Annotated in this window: 16 protein-coding genes; 12 read left to right on the top strand and 4 right to left on the bottom strand. The window is 63.8% G+C overall.

Annotation, left to right across the window (positions count from 1 at the left end; genetic code table 11):
• Positions 1 to 395: 395 nt before the first annotated feature.
• Positions 396 to 1,436, bottom strand: coding sequence for an IS110 family RNA-guided transposase (locus BUE21_RS04515; protein ID WP_073353485.1), 1,041 nt, complete (start codon positions 1,434 to 1,436; stop codon positions 396 to 398).
• 150 nt (positions 1,437 to 1,586) lie between these two features.
• Between BUE21_RS04515 and BUE21_RS04510 the strand changes: the two genes are divergently transcribed.
• Both BUE21_RS04510 and BUE21_RS14400 read left to right on the top strand, forming a co-directional pair.
• Complete coding sequence (locus BUE21_RS04510; protein WP_073355130.1) at positions 1,587 to 2,051, top strand: TRADD-N-associated membrane domain-containing protein; 465 nt, start codon at positions 1,587 to 1,589, stop codon at positions 2,049 to 2,051.
• A gap of 260 nt (positions 2,052 to 2,311) precedes the next feature.
• Positions 2,312 to 2,461 (top strand): lmo0937 family membrane protein, encoded by a 150-nt coding sequence (locus BUE21_RS14400; protein WP_143164414.1) that lies wholly within the window; start codon positions 2,312 to 2,314, stop codon positions 2,459 to 2,461.
• 107 nt (positions 2,462 to 2,568) lie between these two features.
• On the opposite strand, the gene BUE21_RS04505 is transcribed toward BUE21_RS14400, so the two are convergent.
• Positions 2,569 to 3,912, bottom strand: a complete 1,344-nt coding sequence (locus BUE21_RS04505; protein ID WP_073355128.1) for an ammonium transporter — start codon at positions 3,910 to 3,912, stop codon at positions 2,569 to 2,571.
• A 71-nt stretch (positions 3,913 to 3,983) separates the two neighbouring features.
• Entirely contained in the window at positions 3,984 to 4,322 is a 339-nt protein-coding gene (locus BUE21_RS04500) for a P-II family nitrogen regulator (RefSeq protein ID WP_073355161.1), read from the bottom strand.
• A 279-nt stretch (positions 4,323 to 4,601) separates the two neighbouring features.
• On the opposite strand from BUE21_RS04500, the gene BUE21_RS04495 reads away from it, so the two are divergent.
• From BUE21_RS04495 to BUE21_RS04480, 4 genes are all read left to right on the top strand, one after another.
• Positions 4,602 to 6,197 carry a YifB family Mg chelatase-like AAA ATPase gene (locus BUE21_RS04495; RefSeq protein ID WP_073355158.1) on the top strand — a complete coding sequence of 532 codons (1,596 nt, stop codon included), beginning with the start codon at positions 4,602 to 4,604 and terminating at the stop codon, positions 6,195 to 6,197.
• Between the two features lie 63 nt (positions 6,198 to 6,260).
• Positions 6,261 to 10,085, top strand: coding sequence for an exodeoxyribonuclease V subunit beta (gene recB / locus BUE21_RS04490; protein ID WP_073355126.1), 3,825 nt, complete (start codon positions 6,261 to 6,263; stop codon positions 10,083 to 10,085).
• Positions 10,082 to 12,226 (top strand): exodeoxyribonuclease V subunit alpha, encoded by a 2,145-nt coding sequence (gene recD / locus BUE21_RS04485; RefSeq protein WP_073355124.1) that lies wholly within the window; start codon positions 10,082 to 10,084, stop codon positions 12,224 to 12,226. The genes recB and recD overlap by 4 nt, the downstream gene beginning before the upstream one ends.
• A gap of 9 nt (positions 12,227 to 12,235) precedes the next feature.
• Positions 12,236 to 12,841: a CatB-related O-acetyltransferase gene (locus BUE21_RS04480; protein WP_073355122.1), complete on the top strand. Its 606-nt coding sequence runs from the start codon at positions 12,236 to 12,238 to the stop codon at positions 12,839 to 12,841.
• A 13-nt stretch (positions 12,842 to 12,854) separates the two neighbouring features.
• Here the strand turns inward: BUE21_RS04480 and BUE21_RS04475 are convergent, their stop codons facing one another.
• Positions 12,855 to 13,457, bottom strand: coding sequence for an IMPACT family protein (locus BUE21_RS04475; RefSeq protein WP_073355120.1), 603 nt, complete (start codon positions 13,455 to 13,457; stop codon positions 12,855 to 12,857).
• A 221-nt stretch (positions 13,458 to 13,678) separates the two neighbouring features.
• Between BUE21_RS04475 and hfq the strand changes: the two genes are divergently transcribed.
• The 6 genes from hfq to BUE21_RS04445 all read left to right on the top strand — a co-directional run bounded on the left by hfq (position 13,679) and on the right by BUE21_RS04445 (position 20,274).
• The gene (gene hfq, locus BUE21_RS04470; protein WP_234971047.1) at positions 13,679 to 13,936 is read left to right on the top strand and encodes an RNA chaperone Hfq; all 258 of its coding nucleotides are present in this window, start codon (positions 13,679 to 13,681) and stop codon (positions 13,934 to 13,936) included.
• Between the two features lie 120 nt (positions 13,937 to 14,056).
• Complete coding sequence (gene hflX, locus BUE21_RS04465; protein WP_073355155.1) at positions 14,057 to 15,190, top strand: GTPase HflX; 1,134 nt, start codon at positions 14,057 to 14,059, stop codon at positions 15,188 to 15,190.
• Positions 15,191 to 15,314: 124 nt separating this feature from the next.
• Entirely contained in the window at positions 15,315 to 16,763 is a 1,449-nt protein-coding gene (gene hflK / locus BUE21_RS04460; RefSeq protein WP_073355116.1) for an FtsH protease activity modulator HflK, read from the top strand.
• A gap of 30 nt (positions 16,764 to 16,793) precedes the next feature.
• Positions 16,794 to 17,696 (top strand): protease modulator HflC, encoded by a 903-nt coding sequence (gene hflC, locus BUE21_RS04455; protein WP_073355113.1) that lies wholly within the window; start codon positions 16,794 to 16,796, stop codon positions 17,694 to 17,696.
• A gap of 184 nt (positions 17,697 to 17,880) precedes the next feature.
• The gene (aroB, locus tag BUE21_RS04450; protein WP_073355110.1) at positions 17,881 to 19,023 is read left to right on the top strand and encodes a 3-dehydroquinate synthase; all 1,143 of its coding nucleotides are present in this window, start codon (positions 17,881 to 17,883) and stop codon (positions 19,021 to 19,023) included.
• Between the two features lie 36 nt (positions 19,024 to 19,059).
• Entirely contained in the window at positions 19,060 to 20,274 is a 1,215-nt protein-coding gene (locus BUE21_RS04445) for a deoxyguanosinetriphosphate triphosphohydrolase (RefSeq protein ID WP_073355108.1), read from the top strand.
• Positions 20,275 to 20,345: the final 71 nt, after the last annotated feature.

The raw sequence follows: 20,345 nt of genomic DNA, 5'->3' as shown, positions 1-20,345 counted from the left end.
GGCTACAAGGGCTTCCCCACCGTAGCAAGCAATAAAACTCCCCCCTGAATCATTGCCATGCAATGGTTCAGGCCTGTTGGCGTGCCTGTCTCTCATTTCCACCAATACTCTGTTTGGAGCCTGGGTCGATGATGTCTCGGTAAAGGGCTGTGGACGGCGTGACTACAAACGGTCATTGATGCAGCCTTCGTTTGCTGGCTGCAAACCCTGATGAAAGACGCGCGCAAGGGGCTCCATTCGTTAGTCGGGGCTGGGGGCATGGTCTGCCTCTTTCCCCATTGAATTAACCGAGCATTCCCCTGCGCAGGTCCTGACCTTTACTTGCTTCTCATCAACGATGGCCTCTCTCACGGTGGTCGGCTTTTCTCCCTCTGTCTGACTACCCATGCTCTGCTCTAGGTGGGCAGCTTGAAGTGCTCTCCTTTGCTCAGCACCGCCCAGCACAGGCGTGCGTTCTTGGCCGCTATCGCAATCACTGCCTTCCAGTATCCTCTGCGCTCTGCCACGCTTCTGGCCCAGCGACTGATGCTGTCTTGCTTGTCATAGCCTCCAGCCTCTGTTTTGCGCATGGCCGCAGCCAGCACGGCCCTGGCTCCCAGGGTGAGCAGACTGCGCAAGTAGCGGTCTCCCGTCTTGGTGATGCGCCCCAGCCTGCTTTTGCCTCCCGAGCTGTACTGGCCCGGCACCAGGCCCAGCCATGCACTCAACTGTCTGCCATTGGCAAAGTCGTGACCGTTGCCTATGGTGCTGATGAGTGCGCTGGCAGTCGTCTCTCCAATCCCACCGAGTTGCATGAGCTGCTGGGCCTGGCTGTGTTGGCGGGCCATGCTGGCAATGTGGCGGTCGTATTGGGCAATTCGCGTATCCAGATGCTGGACTTCATCGAGCAAGTCGGTGATGACGGTACGCGCCCAGCCCGGCAGGGCTTCGAGGTGTTGATGGCCTTGCTGGCGTACCGTGGCCGCCTTCAGTGGCATGACAATGCCCAGCTCACTGTACAGACCCCGGATGCGGTTGATGGTGGCGGTGCGTTGTTCAATGTAGCCTTGCCGTGCGCGATGCACCATGAGCTGGCCTTGCTGTTCTTCGTTCTTGATGGGCACAAAGCGCATGTGCGGGCGGCTGACGGCTTCGCAGATGGCAGCCGCATCGGCAGCGTCGTTCTTGCCGCGTTTGCCTGAGAGTCGGTATGGAGCGACGAACTTGGGGGCGATGATGCGCACAGTGTGGCCCAACTTCTGTAATTGCCGTGCCCAGTGGTGGGCACCGGAACATGCTTCCATGCCAATCAGGCAAGGCGGCAGGCTGGCGAGAAGGTCGAGCAGTTTGGCGCGACTGACGCTGGGGCGTACCAGTTCGGGTTTGCCTGCGGCATGGATGCCATGCACGGCAAAGATGTTCTTGGCCAGGTCGATTCCTACGGTGATAATTGCCATTTTCTTTCCCCTTCCTGCTGCAAAGTGAATCGGGTGAGTGCGTGTACTCCCCCGGCTGGACACTATGATGGTGCTTTTGCGATTCTGTTGCTGGTATCGCTTGGGACGGGGAAGTCCCTTTCATTCGTTAGACCTTGCTAGAGAGTTCCGATGGATCAGAAAGCGCAAGAAGAGCGGCTTGACTCGTACTACAGCCTCAACAGGCTGCATCTTCAATTTTCCTTTTGGACAAGCCTAGCTGCGTTGATCGTAGGGCTAGTCATACTCGTCATTGGCATCTGCCTTCTCTTCAACGGATTCAATGGCATCAGCGGCCAACTCGTGACAATAGGTGGCGTACTGACTCAGTTTATTGGCGCAGGCTTCTTCTACCTCTACTCAAAGAATCTAAAGCAGCTCAACATCTTCTATGACAAGCTGATTCGGCATCAGGACACCACTTACGCCATGGGGCTTGCGGTCCACCAGCTACCGGAGGATCGACGCCCGGATGTGCTAGAAACGGTAATCTCCATGTTGCTCACGCGTAACGAGCCAAAATCGGAGCCGATGTCGCCGGAGCTTGCTAAGATCTACGCAGATGCTATGCAAGCAAGGCGCGAAGGCAAGGTCTAACAATTCGTTGGGCAAGATACACCTTCGGCTACCCCACCATATACGCCCATGTTCTTGCCACAACACCTCCAAACTGCACAGCAACTCAAGGAAAAAGTCCCCGGAAAACCAGTGGTTTTTTCCAGCCAGAGGGGAATTTTCCATGCTGTGATAGAGTGAATGCGACACTTGCATCCGGTTTCGCCCCGCCTGCACTTGCCAGCATCAGCGGCTCTGGTTGCCTGTGGGCCCCTTGTACAACCCAACCTGGAGGAAGCAATATGCTCTACACCATTGCCGTAGTACTCTTGATCCTGTGGCTGCTTGGCCTGGTCACGTCCACCACCATTGGCGGCTTCATCCACGTTCTGCTGGTGATCGCGGTGATCGTGATTCTGTTGCGCATCATCAATGGCCGCCCCCCGTTGTAGTCGTTGAATCCCTCCCATGAAAAAACCGGAGCTTGCTGTGGGCAGGCTCCGGTTTTTTTGCATCAGGCGGCGGTGCATTCCTGCCGCCTGTCTCCTCCCTCTTGGCCTCAATAGTGGTAGGCGGTTTCGCCGTGCGAGGTGATGTCCAGGCCTTCACGTTCCGCATCGGGTGCCACGCGCAGGCCCACGGTGACCTTGGCAATCGTGAAGGCTATGCTGGCGACCACGGCAGAGAGCACGATGGTGATGAGGATGCCCTTGAGCTGTACCCAAACCTGAGCAGCCATGTGGTAGTCGTCCACGCCCACGCCGCCCAGCGATGGGGCCACGAACACCCCGGTCAGTACCGCACCGACGATACCGGCCACGCCGTGGATGCCGAATACGTCGAACGCATCATCGGCCTGCAACAGTCTTTTCAGGCCACTCACGCCCCAGACACACAGGGCACCCGAGATGGCACCGATGATGATGGCTCCCACCGGGCCGACGAAACCAGCGGCGGGGGTAACGCCCACCAGTCCGGCCACTGCACCAGAAGCTGCACCCAGCAGGGATGCCTTGCCCTTGAGCAGGCTTTCCACGCCAATCCAGGCCAGCACGGCTGCACCGGTTGCGACGATGGTGTTGATGAATGCCAGCCCGGCCACGCCATTGGCGGCACCTGCGGAGCCGGCGTTGAAGCCGAACCAGCCCACCCACAGCAGGGAGGCTCCCACCATGGTCAGGGTCAGGCTGTGCGGTGCGAACGATTCCTTGCCCAGGCCGGTACGCTTGCCCAGCATGTATGCCCCCACCAGACCGGCAATACCGGCGTTGATGTGGATGACCGTGCCACCCGCAAAATCCAGCGCGCCGTCTTCGGCCAGCAAACCGCCACCCCAGATCATGTGTGCCACCGGCAGGTAGCTGAAGGTGAACCAGATGACGGCAAAGATCAGCACGGCCGAGAACTTGATGCGCTCTGCCAGCGAACCGACCACCAGTGCGACGGTGATTGCAGCGAACGCGGCCTGGAAGGACACGAATACATATTCGGGGATGGTCGAGAGTGCCGACGAAATGGTGTCGGGTGTGATGCCCTTGAGGAACAGGTAGTCGAAGTTGCCGTAAATCTTGCCTTCACCGCCAAACGCGAGGCTGAAGCCATACACGGCCCACAACAGCGTGATGAGCGAGAACACGACAAAAACCTGCATCAGCACCGATACCATGTTCTTGGAACGGGCCAGGCCGCCGTAGAACAAGGCCAGGCCCGGAATGCTCATCAGGATGACCAGCACGGTGGAGGTGAGCATCCAGGCGGTGTCGCCGGTGTCGATGGCGACAGCGGCTTCCTGCACCAATGCGACGGATTGCGCCACCAGGGCAGCCTCCTGCGCACTGGCCATGGAGCTGTGCGCCAGCAGTGCCAGCAAGGCGGTGCTGGCGAGAGTGGGAGATTTTTTCATGATCGTCCTTTCGGAGAGAGAAAATTCAGGGGAAAAACGGATATGCGGCAGTCAGCGTCGCACAGGCAGGCTTACAGGGCTTCCTGACCGGTTTCGCCGGTGCGGATGCGCACGACGTGCTCCAGAGGGCTGACAAAAATCTTGCCGTCACCGATCTTGCCGGTGCGGGCGGCCACCTCGATGGCCTCGATGACCTGGTCCACCACTTCATCGGCCACGGCGGCCTCCAGCTTGAGCTTGGGCAGAAAGTCCACCACATATTCGGCACCCCGGTAGAGTTCCGTGTGGCCTTTCTGGCGACCAAAGCCCTTGACCTCCGATACCGTAATCCCTTGGATGCCAATGGCCGAAAGGGCTTCGCGCACCTCGTCGAGCTTGAAGGGTTTGATAATCGCAGATACCATTTTCATGCGCAGTTCTCCTGTCGTTGCGTCCAGTGCCATGCACCCTGTGTGGGGGTGCAGCGTGTCAAAATCGGTTATCACATGGCAACAGGGCTTGCCGCCATGGCGGTGCTCCTGAATGCACAGACCATGCCAACTGCACACAGGCCCGGTCACTGGCAGCATCGGTGCATCCAAAATGCCAGCGTGCGCCATTCACGGCCCCAATGCACACAAATGGTGCATTGGGGCGCACCCATTTTCAGAACCATGGTGTATTGCACCAAAGAAGGGAGTTTTCAGCTCATGAGCCTGGCGCAATTGCACAGTCGTGCCCTGCTGGGGCTGGATGCCCCGCTGGTCACGGTGGAGGTTCACCTGGTCAATGGCCTGCCCAGCTTTACGCTGGTCGGGCTGGCGGATGTGGAGGTGCGCGAGGCACGCGAGCGGGTGCGCTCGGCCATCGTCAATAGCGGCCTGGAGTTTCCGACCAACCAGCGCATCACCGTCAATCTGGCCCCAGCCGATCTGCCCAAGGACTCTGGCCGCTTTGACCTGCCCATCGCGCTTGGCATTCTGGCCGCCGCCGGGCAACTGGACTTGCAGCGGATGCAGGGGTTTGAGTTTGCCGGGGAACTGTCGCTTTCCGGTGCCTTGCGACCGGTACGCGGGGCATTGCCTACCGCACTGGCCCTGCGCCATCAGGCCCGCCAGACCGGGCAGGCCGTGCAACTGGTCTTGCCCCCGGACAGTGCCGAAGAAGCCGCACTGGTGCCCGGCTGCACGGTGTACCGGGCGCGGCATCTGCTGGACGTGGTGCAGCAGTTCCGCCATCAGGGCAGTGATGCCTGCGCGGCGGAGCTGGCAGAAGCATCGGGCTGGCAACGGCTGGAGCCAGCAGGTGCGGCATCGGCCCTCACTTCGCCCTACCCCGACATGGCGGATGTCAAGGGGCAGGCCGGGGTGCGCCGCGCATTGGAAGTGGCCGCTGCCGGGCAACACCATGTGCTGATGGTGGGCACTCCCGGTGCTGGCAAATCGATGCTGGCCCAGCGTTTTCCCGGTCTGCTGCCGGCTCTGGACGTGGACGAAGCCCTGGAGAGTGCCGCCATGGCCAGTCTGGCCGGACGCTTCACCCCCGCGCAGTGGCGCGTGCGGTCTTTTCGCAGCCCCCACCATACCGCCAGTGCGGTGGCCCTGGTGGGCGGCGGCTCACCGCCCCGCCCCGGCGAAATCTCACAGGCACACCACGGCGTGCTGTTTCTGGATGAACTGCCGGAATTTCCCCGCACGGCACTGGAAGCCCTGCGCGAGCCGCTGGAGACTGGCGAAATCCATGTGGCCCGCGCAGCCCGCACCGCCCAGTTTCCGGCACGGTTCCAGCTCATTGCCGCCATGAATCCCTGCCCGTGCGGGTTCTTTGGGTCTGCCGATCGCCAGTGCCGCTGCACGCCCGACCAGATCGCCCGTTACCAGGGCAAGCTCAGTGGCCCACTGCTCGACCGCATCGACCTGTGCATCGAAGTGCCAACGCTGCCGCCCCACGAGTTGCTGGCCTTTCCCGGCCACAGTGGCAACGCCCATGCACCCCGCAGCGAAAGCAGTGCCGAGATGGCTGCACGCGTGGCACAGGCGCGGCAATGGGCACTGGCCCGTCAGGGCAAGACCAACCACCTGCTGCATGGTCAGGAACTGGAGACCCATGCCGCACTGGATGCCGATGGCGCGGCATTCCTGCACCATGCCGCCCGCAAGCTGCAATGGTCGGCACGCTCCATGCACCGCGTGCTGCGGGTGGCCCGTACCATTGCCGATCTGGCACAGTCCACGTCCATCACCCGCGCCCACCTGGCAGAAGCCGCCCAGTACCGCCGCGCCTTGCCGGGCAAGGCACAGCCGTAAAGGAAACGAGCGTTTCCTAAACAACCCCGGTGTTTCGTTTCTTTTCCTGATCTCCACGGTTTCATGCCTACCACCTCTGCCCTGTCATCCCTTACCCCCGCCAGCAGCCAGATACTGGAGCCTGCCACGCTGCCGCTGTTCGGCAGTCGCCTGATCGAGGCCAGTGCGGGCACGGGCAAGACCTGGACGATTGCCGCGCTCTATGTGCGGCTGGTGCTGGGGCATGGTGGCGAACATGCCCCGCCCTGCCCGCTGACCCCGTCGGACATTCTGGTGATGACCTTCACCCGTGCCGCCACACTGGAGCTGTCTGACCGCATCCGCGAGCGACTGACGCAGGCGGCGCGGTATTTCCGGGGGGACGGCGCGGACGATGCCTTTCTCGACAGCCTGCTGAACGACTACCCCGAGGGCACGGCGCGGGAGCAGGCCGCCTGGCGACTGGAAACCGCCGCCCAGGTGATGGACGAGGCCGCCATCTACACGATTGATGCCTGGTGCCAGCGCGTGCTGGGGGAGTTTGCCGCGCTCACGGCCTCGCTGGGGGAGCAGACACTGGCCCCTTCCACCGCCGAACTGCTGGCCACTGCGGCCCTGGACTACTGGCGACAGCATGTGTACCCGCTGCAAGGGACGGCATTGGAGACGGTGCTGCAACGCTGGCCCACCGCGCTGGAATGGCAGCGGCACAGCAGCGCAGCCGTGGCCCTGGCCGATAGCGTGCCGCCCCATCCGGTGGCAGCCTTGCCCGAGTGGCATATCGACCAGAGCCTGCCCGAGTGGCTGGATGCCCTGTTGCCCGCCATGCAGCAGCAACTGCGCACCCTGGCCGACGGCTGGCGCGAACGCGCCGCACGCCTGAAGGACTGGCTGGATGCGCAAACCGACAAGGATGGCACACACCAGCCGCACTGGGACGGGCGCAAGCTCAAGCCATCCTCCTACACGCCCTGGCTCGATGCCATTGGGGCATGGGCGGATGACCCGCAGGCTCCGCTGTCGCTCACTGCGGCGGCCATCCACCGGCTCAGCGAGGCGGGTTTGCAGGAGGCCCGCAAGGCCAAGGCCCCACCGCTGTCACTGCCGCCGGAAGTAGCGCAACTGCAAACCCTGTGGCAACAGCAGGAGCAACTGCCCGATGTGCCGCAACTGTTGCAGCAGCACGCGGCCTGGCACACCCGCGCCCGTTTTCAGCACCTGAAGCAACAGCAGGGGGTGTTCGATTTTGCCGATGCCCTGCGCCGCGTGGAACAGGCCCTCACCGGCGTACACGGGGCCACACTGCGCCAGCGGCTGGCACTGCGCTACCCGGTGGCACTGGTGGACGAGTTTCAGGACACCTCCGCCCAGCAATACCGGGTGTTTCGCCACATCTACCAGCCCGAGGCGAACCGCGCCGACATCGCGCTGCTCATCATTGGCGACCCCAAGCAGTCCATCTACCGCTTTCGTGGCGCGGACATCCACAGCTACCTGCAAGTGCGCCGCCAGACCCAGGATCGCCATTACGCGCTGGGGGTGAACCACCGCTCCACGCAGCATCTGGTCGCCGCCGTCAATCATGTCTTTGCCGGTGCCGAATCGCGCGACGGCCCCGGCGCATTCCGCTACCGACCGCGCGAGGGGGACAACCCGCTGCCCTTCCAGCCCGTCGCCGCCAGGGGCCGTGCCGAATACTGGGGCAATGCCGACGGCGAACTGCCCGCACTGCACATTGAAGCCGCCTGGGAGGCCATGCGCCAGCCGGATGCCGGGGAACTGTTCGCCCAGCAATGCGCCCAGCAGGTGGTGCAGTGGCTCAACGACCCGGCCACCGGCTTCTACGCCCACGGCAATGGCCACTTCACCCGCCTGCGCCCTGCCGACATGGCCGTGCTGGTGCGCAACCGCAACGAAGCCGCGCTGGTGCAGCAGGCACTGCGCCAGCGTGGGCTGGCATCAGTCTATCTGTCCGACCGCGAATCGGTGTTCGGCAGCGGCGTGGCCCACGATATGGTGGCCTGGATGCAGGCCGTGGCGCAACCGCTGGACATCCGGCTGGCGCGTGCCGCGCTGGCCAGCCCCATGCTGGCCCTGCCGCTGGCCGAGCTGGAACGCCTGGCCGACGACGAAGCGGCACTGGAGGAGCACCTGCTGCTGCTTCAGGACTTGCACGGCATCTGGGCACGGCACGGCATTCTGCCCATGCTGCGCCAGAGCCTGCACCGCCTGAACCTGCCCGCCCGCTGGCTAGCCGACGATGCGCAGGGCGAGCGCAAGCTCACCAACTTCCTGCATCTGGCCGAGCTGTTGCAGCAGGCCGCGCGCACCATCGAGGGCGAGCAGGCCCTCACGCGCTGGCTGGTGCAGCAGATTCAGGCCGCCCTGCAAGGGCAGACCGGCGATGCCGACGAGCAGATCGTGCGACTGGAAAGCGATGCCGACCTCATCAAGATCGTCACCATCCACAAAAGCAAGGGGCTGGAATACCCGGTGGTGCTGTTGCCCTTTGCCTGCCACCACAGCCGCGTGGCGCGTGGCAGCCACCCCGGCGAAAAAAGCGAGGACGACCATGCGGGCGACAGCATGTCCGCCCCCGACACCGACGAGGAACGCCTGCGCGAAGACCTGCGGCTGTTCTACGTCGCGCTGACACGCGCACGCCATGCCCTCTGGCTGGGCTTTGCCTCCCTGCAAAAAGGCAGGAGCAAGGACTGCCAGACCCACCACAGTGCCTGGGGCTATCTGCTGGCCGGGCAGCCCGAACAGTCGCTGGATGCCCCCGCATGGCAAACGCTGCTGCACGGCTGGGCGAATGGCTGTGCGGGCATCCGCGTGGCCACCCTCGCGTCATCGTTCGAGACACACCACTACGTCCCACGCGAACAGCCCCGGCCACTGGCCGCCGAACGCCATTACGGTGGTGCGCCGGATCGCGCCTGGGCCATCAGCAGCTTCTCGGCCCTCACGCGGCCCGGCGCATCGGCCGACCGGCTGGCCACGCCCATGCCGTGGCAAACCCTGCCCCAGCGGGCCGACGACGAACCGCGCGATCCCACCTTGCCTGCACCCGCAACCGCCCCGCAGCCAACCGATGCCGCCGTCTGGCACCGCCTGCCCGGTGGCCCACGCATGGGTAACTTCATCCACGACCAACTGGAATGGCTGGGCTACGACGGCTTCCCGCTGCAACTGGCAGACCACGAGCGCGAACGCATCACCCAGAATGCCAGCCATGCAGGCTGGGAACACCATGCCCCCGCGCTCATCACCTGGCTGGACACGCTGCTGCAAACGCCACTGTGGGCAGTGGTGGCATGTGAGGATGGCGGCACTGCCCCGGCGGCCATCACGCTGGGCACACTGCCCGCCAGCCTCGCCGAGCTGGAATTCTGGATGCCCGCGCGCCAGCTTGATGCCAACCGGCTGGACGCACTGTGCCAGCAATGGGTCTGGCCGGATGAGCCGCGCCCACCCCTGCCACAACGCCAGACCCACGGCATGTTGATGGGCTTTGCCGACCTGGTCTTTGAACACGCCGGACGCTACTGGGTGCTGGACTACAAGACCAACGTGCTGGGCGCAGATGCCAGTGCCTACCACCCCGATGCCCTGCGCCACACCGTGCTGCGCCACCGCTACGACCTGCAAGCCATGCTCTACCTGCTGGCCCTGCACCGGCTGCTGCGGGCGCGGCTGGGCACAGCCTACAGCCCCGAACAGCACCTGGGCGGCGCACTCTACTGGTTCGTGCGCGGGCTGGACGCGCCCGGCCACGGCCTGCTCCAGTTGCCCGGCCAGACCCAGTGGCTGGAACACGCCGATGCCTGGCTCAATACTGCGAATGTCAGGCACGATACCGATGCCGCCACCTCTGCGACCACCGTGCTCCCCACCTTCCAGCCATGAGTGCCATCCCCACCACTGTCCCCCACATCACACCCGAGCTGCTCTGGCAATGGGCGGATGAAGGCTGGCTGCGGCGGCTGGATGCCGCACTGGCGCACTGGGTGCTGGAGCACGATGCCGCCGCCAGCCCTGGGCTGCTGGCAGCCGTGGCCATCCTCTCGCACCTCGAAGGCAAAGGCCACACCTGCCTGCCGCTGGTCGATGCCCACCGCCCGTCGCTACGCCTGCAACTGCCGCAATTGCTGCGCTGGCCTGCCGAAGCCGCGCCCGCGCTGCACCAGTTGCAACAATGGCTGCCCACCAGTGTGCGCGACTGGCACCACGCCCTGCTCTCCAGCCGCATGGTCTGGCAGGCCAACACGGCACTGGACTTTGGCCAGCCTCTGGTGCTCACGCAAACCCCGGCCATCGCCCCGCAGACCACCCCCACGCTGCGCCTGTACCTGCGCCGCTACTGGCAGTATGAACAGGACATTGCCCACAGCATTGCCGCCCGCATCCAGTCGCCCCTGCACCCCGATACCGCCACCGCCCGCCACTGGCTGGACGTCCTCTTTCCCGATGCCCTGCCCGATGCCACCTTCGACTGGCAAAAAGCCGCCTGCGCCCTGGCACTGCGCCAGCGGCTGGCCATCATCACCGGCGGCCCCGGCACCGGCAAAACCTACACCGCTGCACGGCTGCTGGCCGCTGCCCTGGCACTGGAGCCACAGCCCGAACAAATCCGCATCGGGCTGGCCGCCCCCACCGGCAAGGCGGCCGCCCGCCTGAAAGAATCCATCCAGCAGGCCCTGGCACAACTGCCCGATGCCGTGAGCCAGCACGCGCCGCTGCAAGCCGCCCTGCACCACCTGCCACCCGCCCGCACCCTGCACGCCCTGCTGGGGGCACGGCCCGACACCCGCCAGATGCGCCACAACGCCAGCCATCCGCTGCCACTGGACTGGCTGCTGGTGGACGAAGCTTCCATGATTCACCTGGAAATGATGCACAGCCTGCTGCAAGCCCTGCCTCCCACGGCACGGCTGATCCTGCTGGGAGACAAAGACCAGCTCGCCTCCGTGGAAGCCGGTGCGGTGCTGGGCGACTTCTGCGCCCAGGCGCAACAGGGCCACTACAGCCCCGACACCGCACGCCATCTGGAGCAGCTCACTGGCCAAGCCCTGCCGCAGGAATTCCGGCACCCACCGCACACCCCCGCCATGCCCGCACTGGCGCAGAACACCGTCATGCTGCGCGAAAGCCGCCGCTTTGGCGGCACCATCGGCCAGTTGGCACTCGCCATCAACCGCCACGACATGGCCGCCATGCAGCAGGTGCTGCAACAAGTGGCCGGGCAAAGTGCCACCAGCGTCCACTGGCAGGAAGGCGCGTCCTTGAACACCCTGGCACACATCGCCCTGCATGGTCGCCCCGGCCCGGCCAACGGCGAGCCACACGCACCCGAGAGCCACAGCGAAGCACGCCCTACCGCCTCCTACGCCGGACTGGTGCAGGCCTTGCGCACCACGCCCCATTGGCCTGCCGACACCAGCCAGCCGCAGTGGCTGACGCGCCACACCGAATGGGTCGTGCGCGTGCTCACGCAGTTGGAGCAATTCCGCATCCTCTGCGCCACCCGTGAAGGCGCGTGGGGCGTGGAAGGCATCAACCGGCTGGTCATCGGCCAGTTGCAGCGGCAGGGCATCCGCGCCCGGCAGGAAGGCTGGTTTGCCGGACGCATCGTGCAGGTCACGCAGAACGATGCCAACCTGGGCGTATTCAATGGCGACATCGGCATCTGCCTGCCCAGTGCCGCCGACCGCCACAAGCTGCGCGTGTACTTTCCCGCCGATGCGGCTTCTGGCGTGCCGCGCTCCATTGCCACCCCGCGCATGGCCCACGTCGAAACTGCGTTTGCCATGACCATCCACAAAAGCCAAGGCTCCGAATTCGCCCACGTCCTCATGGTGCTGCCGCCCCAAGCAGGCACGCTATTGAGCAAGGAACTCATCTACACCGGCCTGACCCGTGCCCGCAAGGCATTCACCTACCTGGCCGAACAGCCCGGCACCTGGCAACAGGCCGTGCAGCAACCCACCCTCCGCGCCAGCGGCCTGGCCGATACCCTGCAAGCCCTGGCATCCCACCACCATTCCTGAACCACCATCATGAGCAGCAACCATCTCGGCCCATCCCATTCACGGGATGTTAAAAACTTCCATTACACCAATCGCGTCATCCGGCACCCATTGATCGAAATTGGGGACCATACCTACGGAGTGCCTTCCGTTCGCTGGATCAACCAGGAGGCCCGCCTCAGAATTGGCAAATTCTGCTCCATCGGCCCGAATGTCACATTCATGATGGGCGGCAACCACCGCGCCGACTGGGTCACGACCTACCCGTTCCCCGCCCTGAAAAGCGACTGGCCACGGGCCTCTGGCAAGACCCCCGTCACCAAAGGCGACGTGAGCGTCGGCAACGATGTGTGGATTGGGCAGGGCGCAACCATCATGTCGGGTGTCACCATCGGCGATGGTGCCATCATTGGCTCCCAGTCCGTCGTCGCGAAAGATGTACCGCCGTATGGCATCGTGGTGGGCAATCCGGCCCGGCTCGTCAGAAAAAGATTCGATGACTCCACGATTGAAAAACTGCTGACCCTCTCCTGGTGGGACTGGGATCTGGAAACCATTCAGGCCAATGTGCATTTGCTGTGCAGCGAACACATCGACCAGTTCATCGAGGGCCATGCCATGGTGGGCAAACCCTGAAAATCGGGCAGCATCAAATCGTCGTCTGCTCCTCATCGTGCCATTGCGCCGTGCCCTGCGTGGCATCGTTGATGCGCTGCATGACGGCGGCCTGCTCTTGCAGCAGCACCGTCGCCTGCACCCGCACGGCCGCACCGTGGTCAATCTGCACCTGCCGGGCCTGAAACTGCTGGAGCAACTGGCGCATCAGTCCCTCCTGCGCATAGGCGACGCTGAACGCCAGCACGGCCGTGGCCTGCACCGGCATCTTCTCGGCCTGCAACAGGGCCTGCGCCACCGCATCCGTGTAGGCGCGCACCAGCCCCCCGGCTCCCAGCTTCACGCCACCAAAATAGCGCACCACCGTGGCCAGCACATTGTGCAGATGCTGGTGGCGCAGCACTTCCAGCATCGGCCGCCCGGCCGTGCCGCTGGGTTCGCCATCATCCACGGCCGCCGACTGACCGCCGGCCATCAGTGCCCAGCACACATGCCGCGCCTCGGGATGCTGTTGCCACAGACCCGCGACCACCTGCTGCGCGGCGGCGCGGTTTTCCACCGGCTCCACCCGCGCCAGAAAACGGCTTTTCTTGATGACAATTTCGGCGCACACGGCCGCTTTCAGGGTGTATTGCATGACACCGGCTCTTTCCTGTTCGGTTCCTGGATGCCCGCATCGGCAGCGCGAGAACGCTGCCAATCCATGACTTGAAAAAATCCGCCCACAACCCATATGGACATCGTGGGGCTTTCGTTGCTGTGGTATCGTGAGCGTCCGCTTTCTTTCCTATAACAAGATCAACCCCTGCGCCTCGCGCACCTGCCACACCGGCAGTCGGGTTCAACACGGAGAATATCGTGAGTAACAAAGGACAACTCCTGCAAGACCCTTTTCTGAATGCTCTGCGTCGTGAGCATATCCCCGTTTCCATCTATCTGGTCAATGGCATCAAGCTGCAAGGCCAGATCGAATCCTTCGACCAATATGTGGTGTTGCTGCGCAATACCGTGACACAGATGGTGTACAAGCACGCCATCTCTACCATTGTCCCCGCCCGGCCTGTCAATTTTTCCGTGAATGCGGAAAATGCTGGCACTGATCGCTCGGGTGACTGATTTTTCTCCATCCATCAGGTGTGGCAGGCACAATCCTCTGTGCCTGCCACACCTTTTCCTTTTGGGATATTCACCAGATTGACAAGCATTGAGACAGATACCGCATCGGGCCAGGCCCCGGTGCTGCTGGTAGGAGTGGACTTCGGTCTGCCCCATTTTGACGGAGAACTCGAAGAACTGGGGCTGCTGTCCCAAACCGCCGGACTGGAGCCCGTCGGCAAACTGGTGGCCAAGCGCAAGGTACCAGACCCTGCCCTGTTCGTCGGCAGTGGCAAGGTGCAGGAAATCGCCGACATGGCACAGGCACTGGGCGCACGCGAGGTCATCTTCGACCAGGCCCTCAGCCCCGCCCAGCAACGCAACCTTGAACGCACCCTGCAATTGCCGGTGTACGACCGCACCTTCCTGATCCTGGAAATCTTCGCCCAGCGCGCCCGCAGCCACGAAGGCAAATTGCAGGTGGAACTGGCACGGCTGCAATACCTCAGCACGCGGCTGGTGCGCCGCTGGTCGCACCTGGAGCGGCAGCGCGGCGGCATCGGCACGCGTGGCGGCCCCGGTGAACGCCAGATCGAGCTGGACCGGCGCATGATCGGCGATGCCATCAAGCGCGTGCGCGAACGCCTCACCAAGGTGAAGAAACAGCGCAACACCCAGCGTCGCCAGCGCGACCGCAACCAGGTCTTCAGCGTCTCGCTGGTGGGCTATACCAACGCCGGAAAATCCTCGCTGTTCAACGCGCTGGTCAAGGCCCGCGCCTATGCCGCCGACCAGCTCTTTGCCACGCTGGACACCACCACACGCCAGCTCTACCTTCAGGAAGCCCAGGCCCAGCTCTCGCTGTCGGACACCGTCGGCTTCATCCGCGATTTGCCCCACGGACTGGTCGAAGCCTTCCAGGCCACCTTGCAGGAAGCCGTCGATGCCGATCTGCTGCTGCACGTCGTCGATGCCGCCAATCCGAACTTCCCGGAGCAGATTCAGGAAGTGCAGCGCGTGCTGGAAGAAATCGGCGCGGCCGACATCGAACAGGTGCTGGTGTTCAACAAGCTGGACCTGCTGCCGCCAGAGCAACAACCCCTGCGCCTGCAAGACAGCATGGAGATCGACGGACAGCAGATGCCACGCCTGTTCCTCAGTGCCCACAGCGGCCAGGGACTGGACGGACTGCGGCAGTTTCTGGCGCAACACCTGCTGGCGCGTGAAGCCAACGCCACAAAAGCCCCTGAAAATGACCCTTCAATCGCGGAATGACGCTGGAATTGGGCAAAATCACGCCTGCTTGCATGAAAGATAGGTGCGCAAGTGCACCGCTTTCTGTCTTTTACCGTCAATCTGATTGATCCCGCTACTTTCAATACCTACAGAGACCGAGCGAATGATGGCCTATTCACGTGACCGGAAAGCGGCACGACTTCTGGAAAAAATGCGCGCCCTGTTCAACCTCAACGACCCCGGCTGGGGACGTGGCGGCAGTGACAAACCCGGCGCGGATTCGGATCGTGGCAACACCCCGGACGATGCCCCACAACCTCCCCCCATTCGCCCATCCCAGCCCGACAGCCGTCCGGACGAACCGCGTCGCCCCTCGCGCCAGGGCGATGGGCGCGGCACTCCGCCCGATCTGGACGAACTGTGGCAAGACCTCAACGGCAAACTCGGCCGCCTGCTCGGCCAGGGCGAACGCCCACGCCAGCCGCCCGGAGGAGGCAACCGTGGCGGCGGTGGTGGTGGCTTTCCCGGTGGCATCCGTCCCCCGGCACTCAGTGGTGGCCTGCTGGCCGCCGGAGTGGCCGTGGCCGTGCTGCTGTGGCTGGCCTCGGGCATCTTCATCGTACAGGAAGGTTATCAGGCCGTCGTCACGCGCTTTGGCCAGTTCGAGCGCACCGTCAATGCCGGGGTCAATTACCGCTGGCCCGCCCCGATTGGCCGCCATGAATCCGTGCAGGTCACGCAAATCCAGTCGGCCGACATCGGCAACGACCGCACCATCAAGGAAACCGGCCTGAACCACTACGCCATGCTCACCGAGGACGAAAACATCGTCGAAGTGCGCTTTGCCGTGCAGTACCGCCTCAACGATGCGCGCGCCTGGCTGTTCGAGACCCAGGACCCGCGCCTGGCCGTCATCACCGCTGCCGAAAGTGCCGTGCGTGAAGTGGTGGGCAAGATGCGCATGGACAATGTGCTTGCCGGTGAACGCGACCAGATCGCCCCGCGCGTGCGCGAGCTGATGCAGGCCATCCTCGACCGCTACAGCGTGGGTGTGGAAGTCGTCGCCATCAATATGCAGCAAAGCGGTGTACGCCCCCCGGAACAGGTGCGCGATGCCTTTGACGACGTACTGCGCGCCGACCAGGAACGCGAACGCGCCAAGAACGATGCCGAAGCCTATGCCAACAACGTGATTCCGCGTGCCGTCGGTGAAGCCTCGCGTGTCAAGGAAGAAGCGCAGGCCTACCGCGAGCGCATCATTGCCGAATCGCGCGGTGACTCGGAACGCTTCATCGCCGTGTTGCAGGAATACCAGAAAGCCCCGCGCGTCACCCGCGAACGCCTCTATCTGGAAACCATGGAAGAGGTGTACCGCAACTCCTCGAAGGTGGTGGTGGACACCAGCGGCCGCAACGGCTCCAGCCTGATGTACCTGCCACTGGACAAGCTGGTGGAACAGTCGGCGAACAAGGCCGCCGGTCGCAGCCAGAACACGGCTGGCAATGCCACCGCCACGGCAACGCCCCCGCAGCCACAGGCCACAGCCCCTGCCACCAGTCACCCCCTGAGCCAGTCCAGCAGTGCACGCCCAGGCCGTGGTGATACACGTTAATCAGACTCAGACAGGAATGGAATCCGCCAAATGAATCGTATAGGACTTTGGGCCACACTGGGACTGCTTGGCCTGTTTCTCATCAGTGCCATGGCCTTCGTGGTCGATCAACGCCAGTACGGCGTGGTCTATCAACTGGGGGAAATCAAGCGCGTGGTCGATGAACCCGGCCTGAAATGGAAACTCCCCGCACCGGTGCAAAGCGTGCGCTACCTCGACAAACGCCTGCTGATGCTGGAAAGCCAGGTCACGGAACCATCGCTGACTGCCGAGAAGCAATGGGTGGTGATCGACTGGTATGTGCGCTGGCGCATCACCGACCCGTCCACCTACATCCGCAACGTCGGCATCGATGAAAGTGCCGGAGCCACCCAGTTGGGCCGCGTCGTGCGCAGTGCCTTCCAGGAAGAAGTGAACCGCCGCACCGTGCGCGAGCTGCTCTCGGAAAAACGCGAATCGCTGATGACCGATGTCAAGCAGCAGGTGCTCGACACCGTCACCGGCGGCCAGCGTCCCTGGGGCATCGACATCATCGATGTGCGCATCACCCGCGTCGATTACTCGCAGGCCATCACCGAATCCGTGTTCAACCGCATGCGTGCCGAACGCACCCGCGTGGCCAACGAACTGCGCTCCACCGGACAGGCCGAAGGCGAGCGCATCCGTGCCGATGCGGATCGCCAGCGTACCGTGACCCTGGCCAACGCCTACCGCGAATCGCAGCAGGTGCGTGCGCTGGGTGACCAGGAAGCCACCAGCGTCTATGCACAGGCCTATGGCCGCGACCCGCAATTCGCGCAGTTCTACCGCAGCCTGCAAGCCTACCGCGAAAGCCTGGGCCAGAGCGGCGACGTGCTGGTGCTGGATCCAACCACCTCCGAGTTCTTCAAGGCCATGCGCTCCAGCAGCGGGGCAAGTGTTGGCGCGCCCTGATGCTGTGAACCGAATCCGATGATTCACTGACACACTGCCACGCATGCGGTGACGCAGATCACAACCGCCAACGCTGAAGCCTCCTTCCATGGCTTGCAGTTTTGGCGGTTGTTTTTTGCAGCCCCTGCATGGCTTCCCGACTTTGCGACTTTGCGATTTCCCCGATTGAACCCAGGCACACACCATGTCATCCACCAGCCCTACCCGTTCCATCACCCCCGCCATCGACCACGTTCACATTGAGCTGGGCGAGCGCAGCTACCCGATTCTGATCGGCCACGGCCCCAGTCTCTGGCAGCAAGCCCAGCAACACTTCCCCAAGGGAACCAGCGCGCTCATCGTCACCAACACCACCGTCGCCCCGCTGTATGCCCAGGCACTGCGCGAACGCCTGCAAGCGCACTACCCGGTCATCCACGAAGTCGTGCTGCCCGACGGCGAACAGTACAAGGACTGGCAAACCCTCAACCTGATCTTCGATGCCCTGCTGGGCCACGGCGCAGACCGCAAGGCCGTGCTGTTCGCGCTGGGCGGCGGTGTCATCGGCGACATGACCGGCTTTGCCGCTGCCAGCTACATGCGCGGCGTGCCCTTCGTGCAGGTTCCCACCACGCTGCTGGCCCAGGTGGATTCCTCGGTGGGCGGCAAGACCGCCATCAACCACCCGCTGGGCAAGAACATGATCGGCGCGTTCTACCAGCCCCGGCTGGTGGTCTGCGACATCGACACCCTCCAGACCCTGCCGCCCGAGCAGCTCAGCGCGGGCCTGGCCGAAGTCATCAAATACGGCCCCATTTACGACATGGCGTTCTTCGCCTGGCTGGAGCAGCACGTCGCCGACCTGCGCGCCCAGCAGCCCGATGCCCTGCGCCATGCCATCCGCCGCAGTTGCGAAATCAAGGCCGCCGTCGTCAGTGCCGACGAAACCGAATCGGGCCTGCGCGAAATCCTCAACTTCGGTCATACCTTCGGCCACGCCATCGAAGCCGGCATGGGCTATGGCGCATGGCTGCACGGCCACGCCGTCGCCGCTGGCATGGTGCAGGCCAGCCGCCTCTCGCACCTTCTCGGCCACCTGCCCGATGACAGCTTCACCCGCCGCCTGGTTCAGTTGCTGCAACAGGCCGGTCTGCCCGTGCAATCGCCCCGCATCGACCCACAACGCAACACCGCCCGCTATCTGGAGCTGATGCGCGTGGACAAGAAATCCCAGGGCGGGGCCATCCGCTATGTGGTGCTGAAGGAACCGGGCAAGGCCATCACCGAAAAAGTCGATGATGCCACCGTCATCCCGCTGCTGGATGCGATAGGGCGTGTCACCATTTAGATTCGCCCCCGCGTTGGGGCACGCATAATCGGGCACATGCCCACCACACCATCGCCCACTCCACCCGCCACCTGCACCTACGGCATCGCCCCGCTGGCTCCCTACGCCAGCGACCCGCGCCAGAGCCGTGGCAGGCGCATCCCCGAACCCGTGCCCCCCACGCGCACGGATTTTCAGCGCGACCGCGACCGCATCGTGCACTCCTCCGCGTTCCGAAGGCTGGTGTACAAAACCCAGGTGTTCCTGAACCACGAGGGCGACATGTTCCGCACCCGCCTGACCCACTCGCTGGAAGTGGCCCAGGTGGCACGTTCGATTGCCCGCCCGCTGGGGCTGAACGAAGACCTGGTGGAAACCATCTCGCTGGCGCACGATCTGGGGCACACCCCCTTCGGCCATGCCGGGCAGGACGCGCTCAACGAGTGCATGAAGGCATTTGGCGGCTTCGAGCACAACCTGCAAAGCCTGCGCGTCGTCGATCTGCTGGAGCAACGCTATGCCGCATTCGACGGCCTCAACCTCAGCTTTGAATCGCGCGAGGGCATCCTCAAGCACTGCTCGGCAGCCAATGCCCGCCGCATCGAAGCCCAGGACCCCAACGGCATTGCCGCGCGTTTTCTCAACGGACAATCGCCCAGCCTCGAAGCGCAACTGTGCAACCTCGCCGACTCCATCGCCTACAACTGCCACGACGTGGACGACGGCGTGCGCTCCGGCCTGCTCACCGTCGAGCAGTTGCAGGCATCCACGCTGTTTCGCGAACACCACCAGGCCCTGGTGCGCCAGCATCCCGGCCTGCGCGACGACCCGCAACGCTGGCTGTACGAAACCATCCGCCACATGCTCAGCGTGCAGATATACGATGTCATCGAACACAGCCGCGCCCTGCTGGCACAGCACCAGCCTGCCTCAGCCGATGCCGCCCGCACCCTGCCCCCGCTGATCCGCTTCAGCGACACCGCCCAGCAACAGGCCCGTGAACTCAAAAGCCTGCTGTACCGCGAACTCTACCGCCACGACAAAGTCGTGCGCACCACCACGCTGGCACAGCAGGTCATCCGCGAACTGTTCCACGCCTACCTGGAACAACCCGAACGCATGAAACCCAGCTACGCCCGGCGCGTGCGCCCCGGCAGCAACCCCACCGAAACCGCCCGTACCGTCGCGGACTTCATTGCAGGCATGACCGACCGCTACGCCCTGCGCGAACACGAGAAACTCACCGGCTACCGCATCATGAAAACCACCTGAATGCCGCAGCGGCACGCACCGGCCTGCCGCCCTCTTCCCCCCATTCCCGAATTGCCCCCATAATCCACTCC

This window comes from Lampropedia hyalina DSM 16112, from assembly GCF_900129055.1.
GTDB lineage: Bacteria > Pseudomonadota > Gammaproteobacteria > Burkholderiales > Burkholderiaceae_C > Lampropedia > Lampropedia hyalina.
Note: the sequence above shows the minus strand (reverse complement) of the source record. Positions and strands in the feature narration are given on the sequence as shown.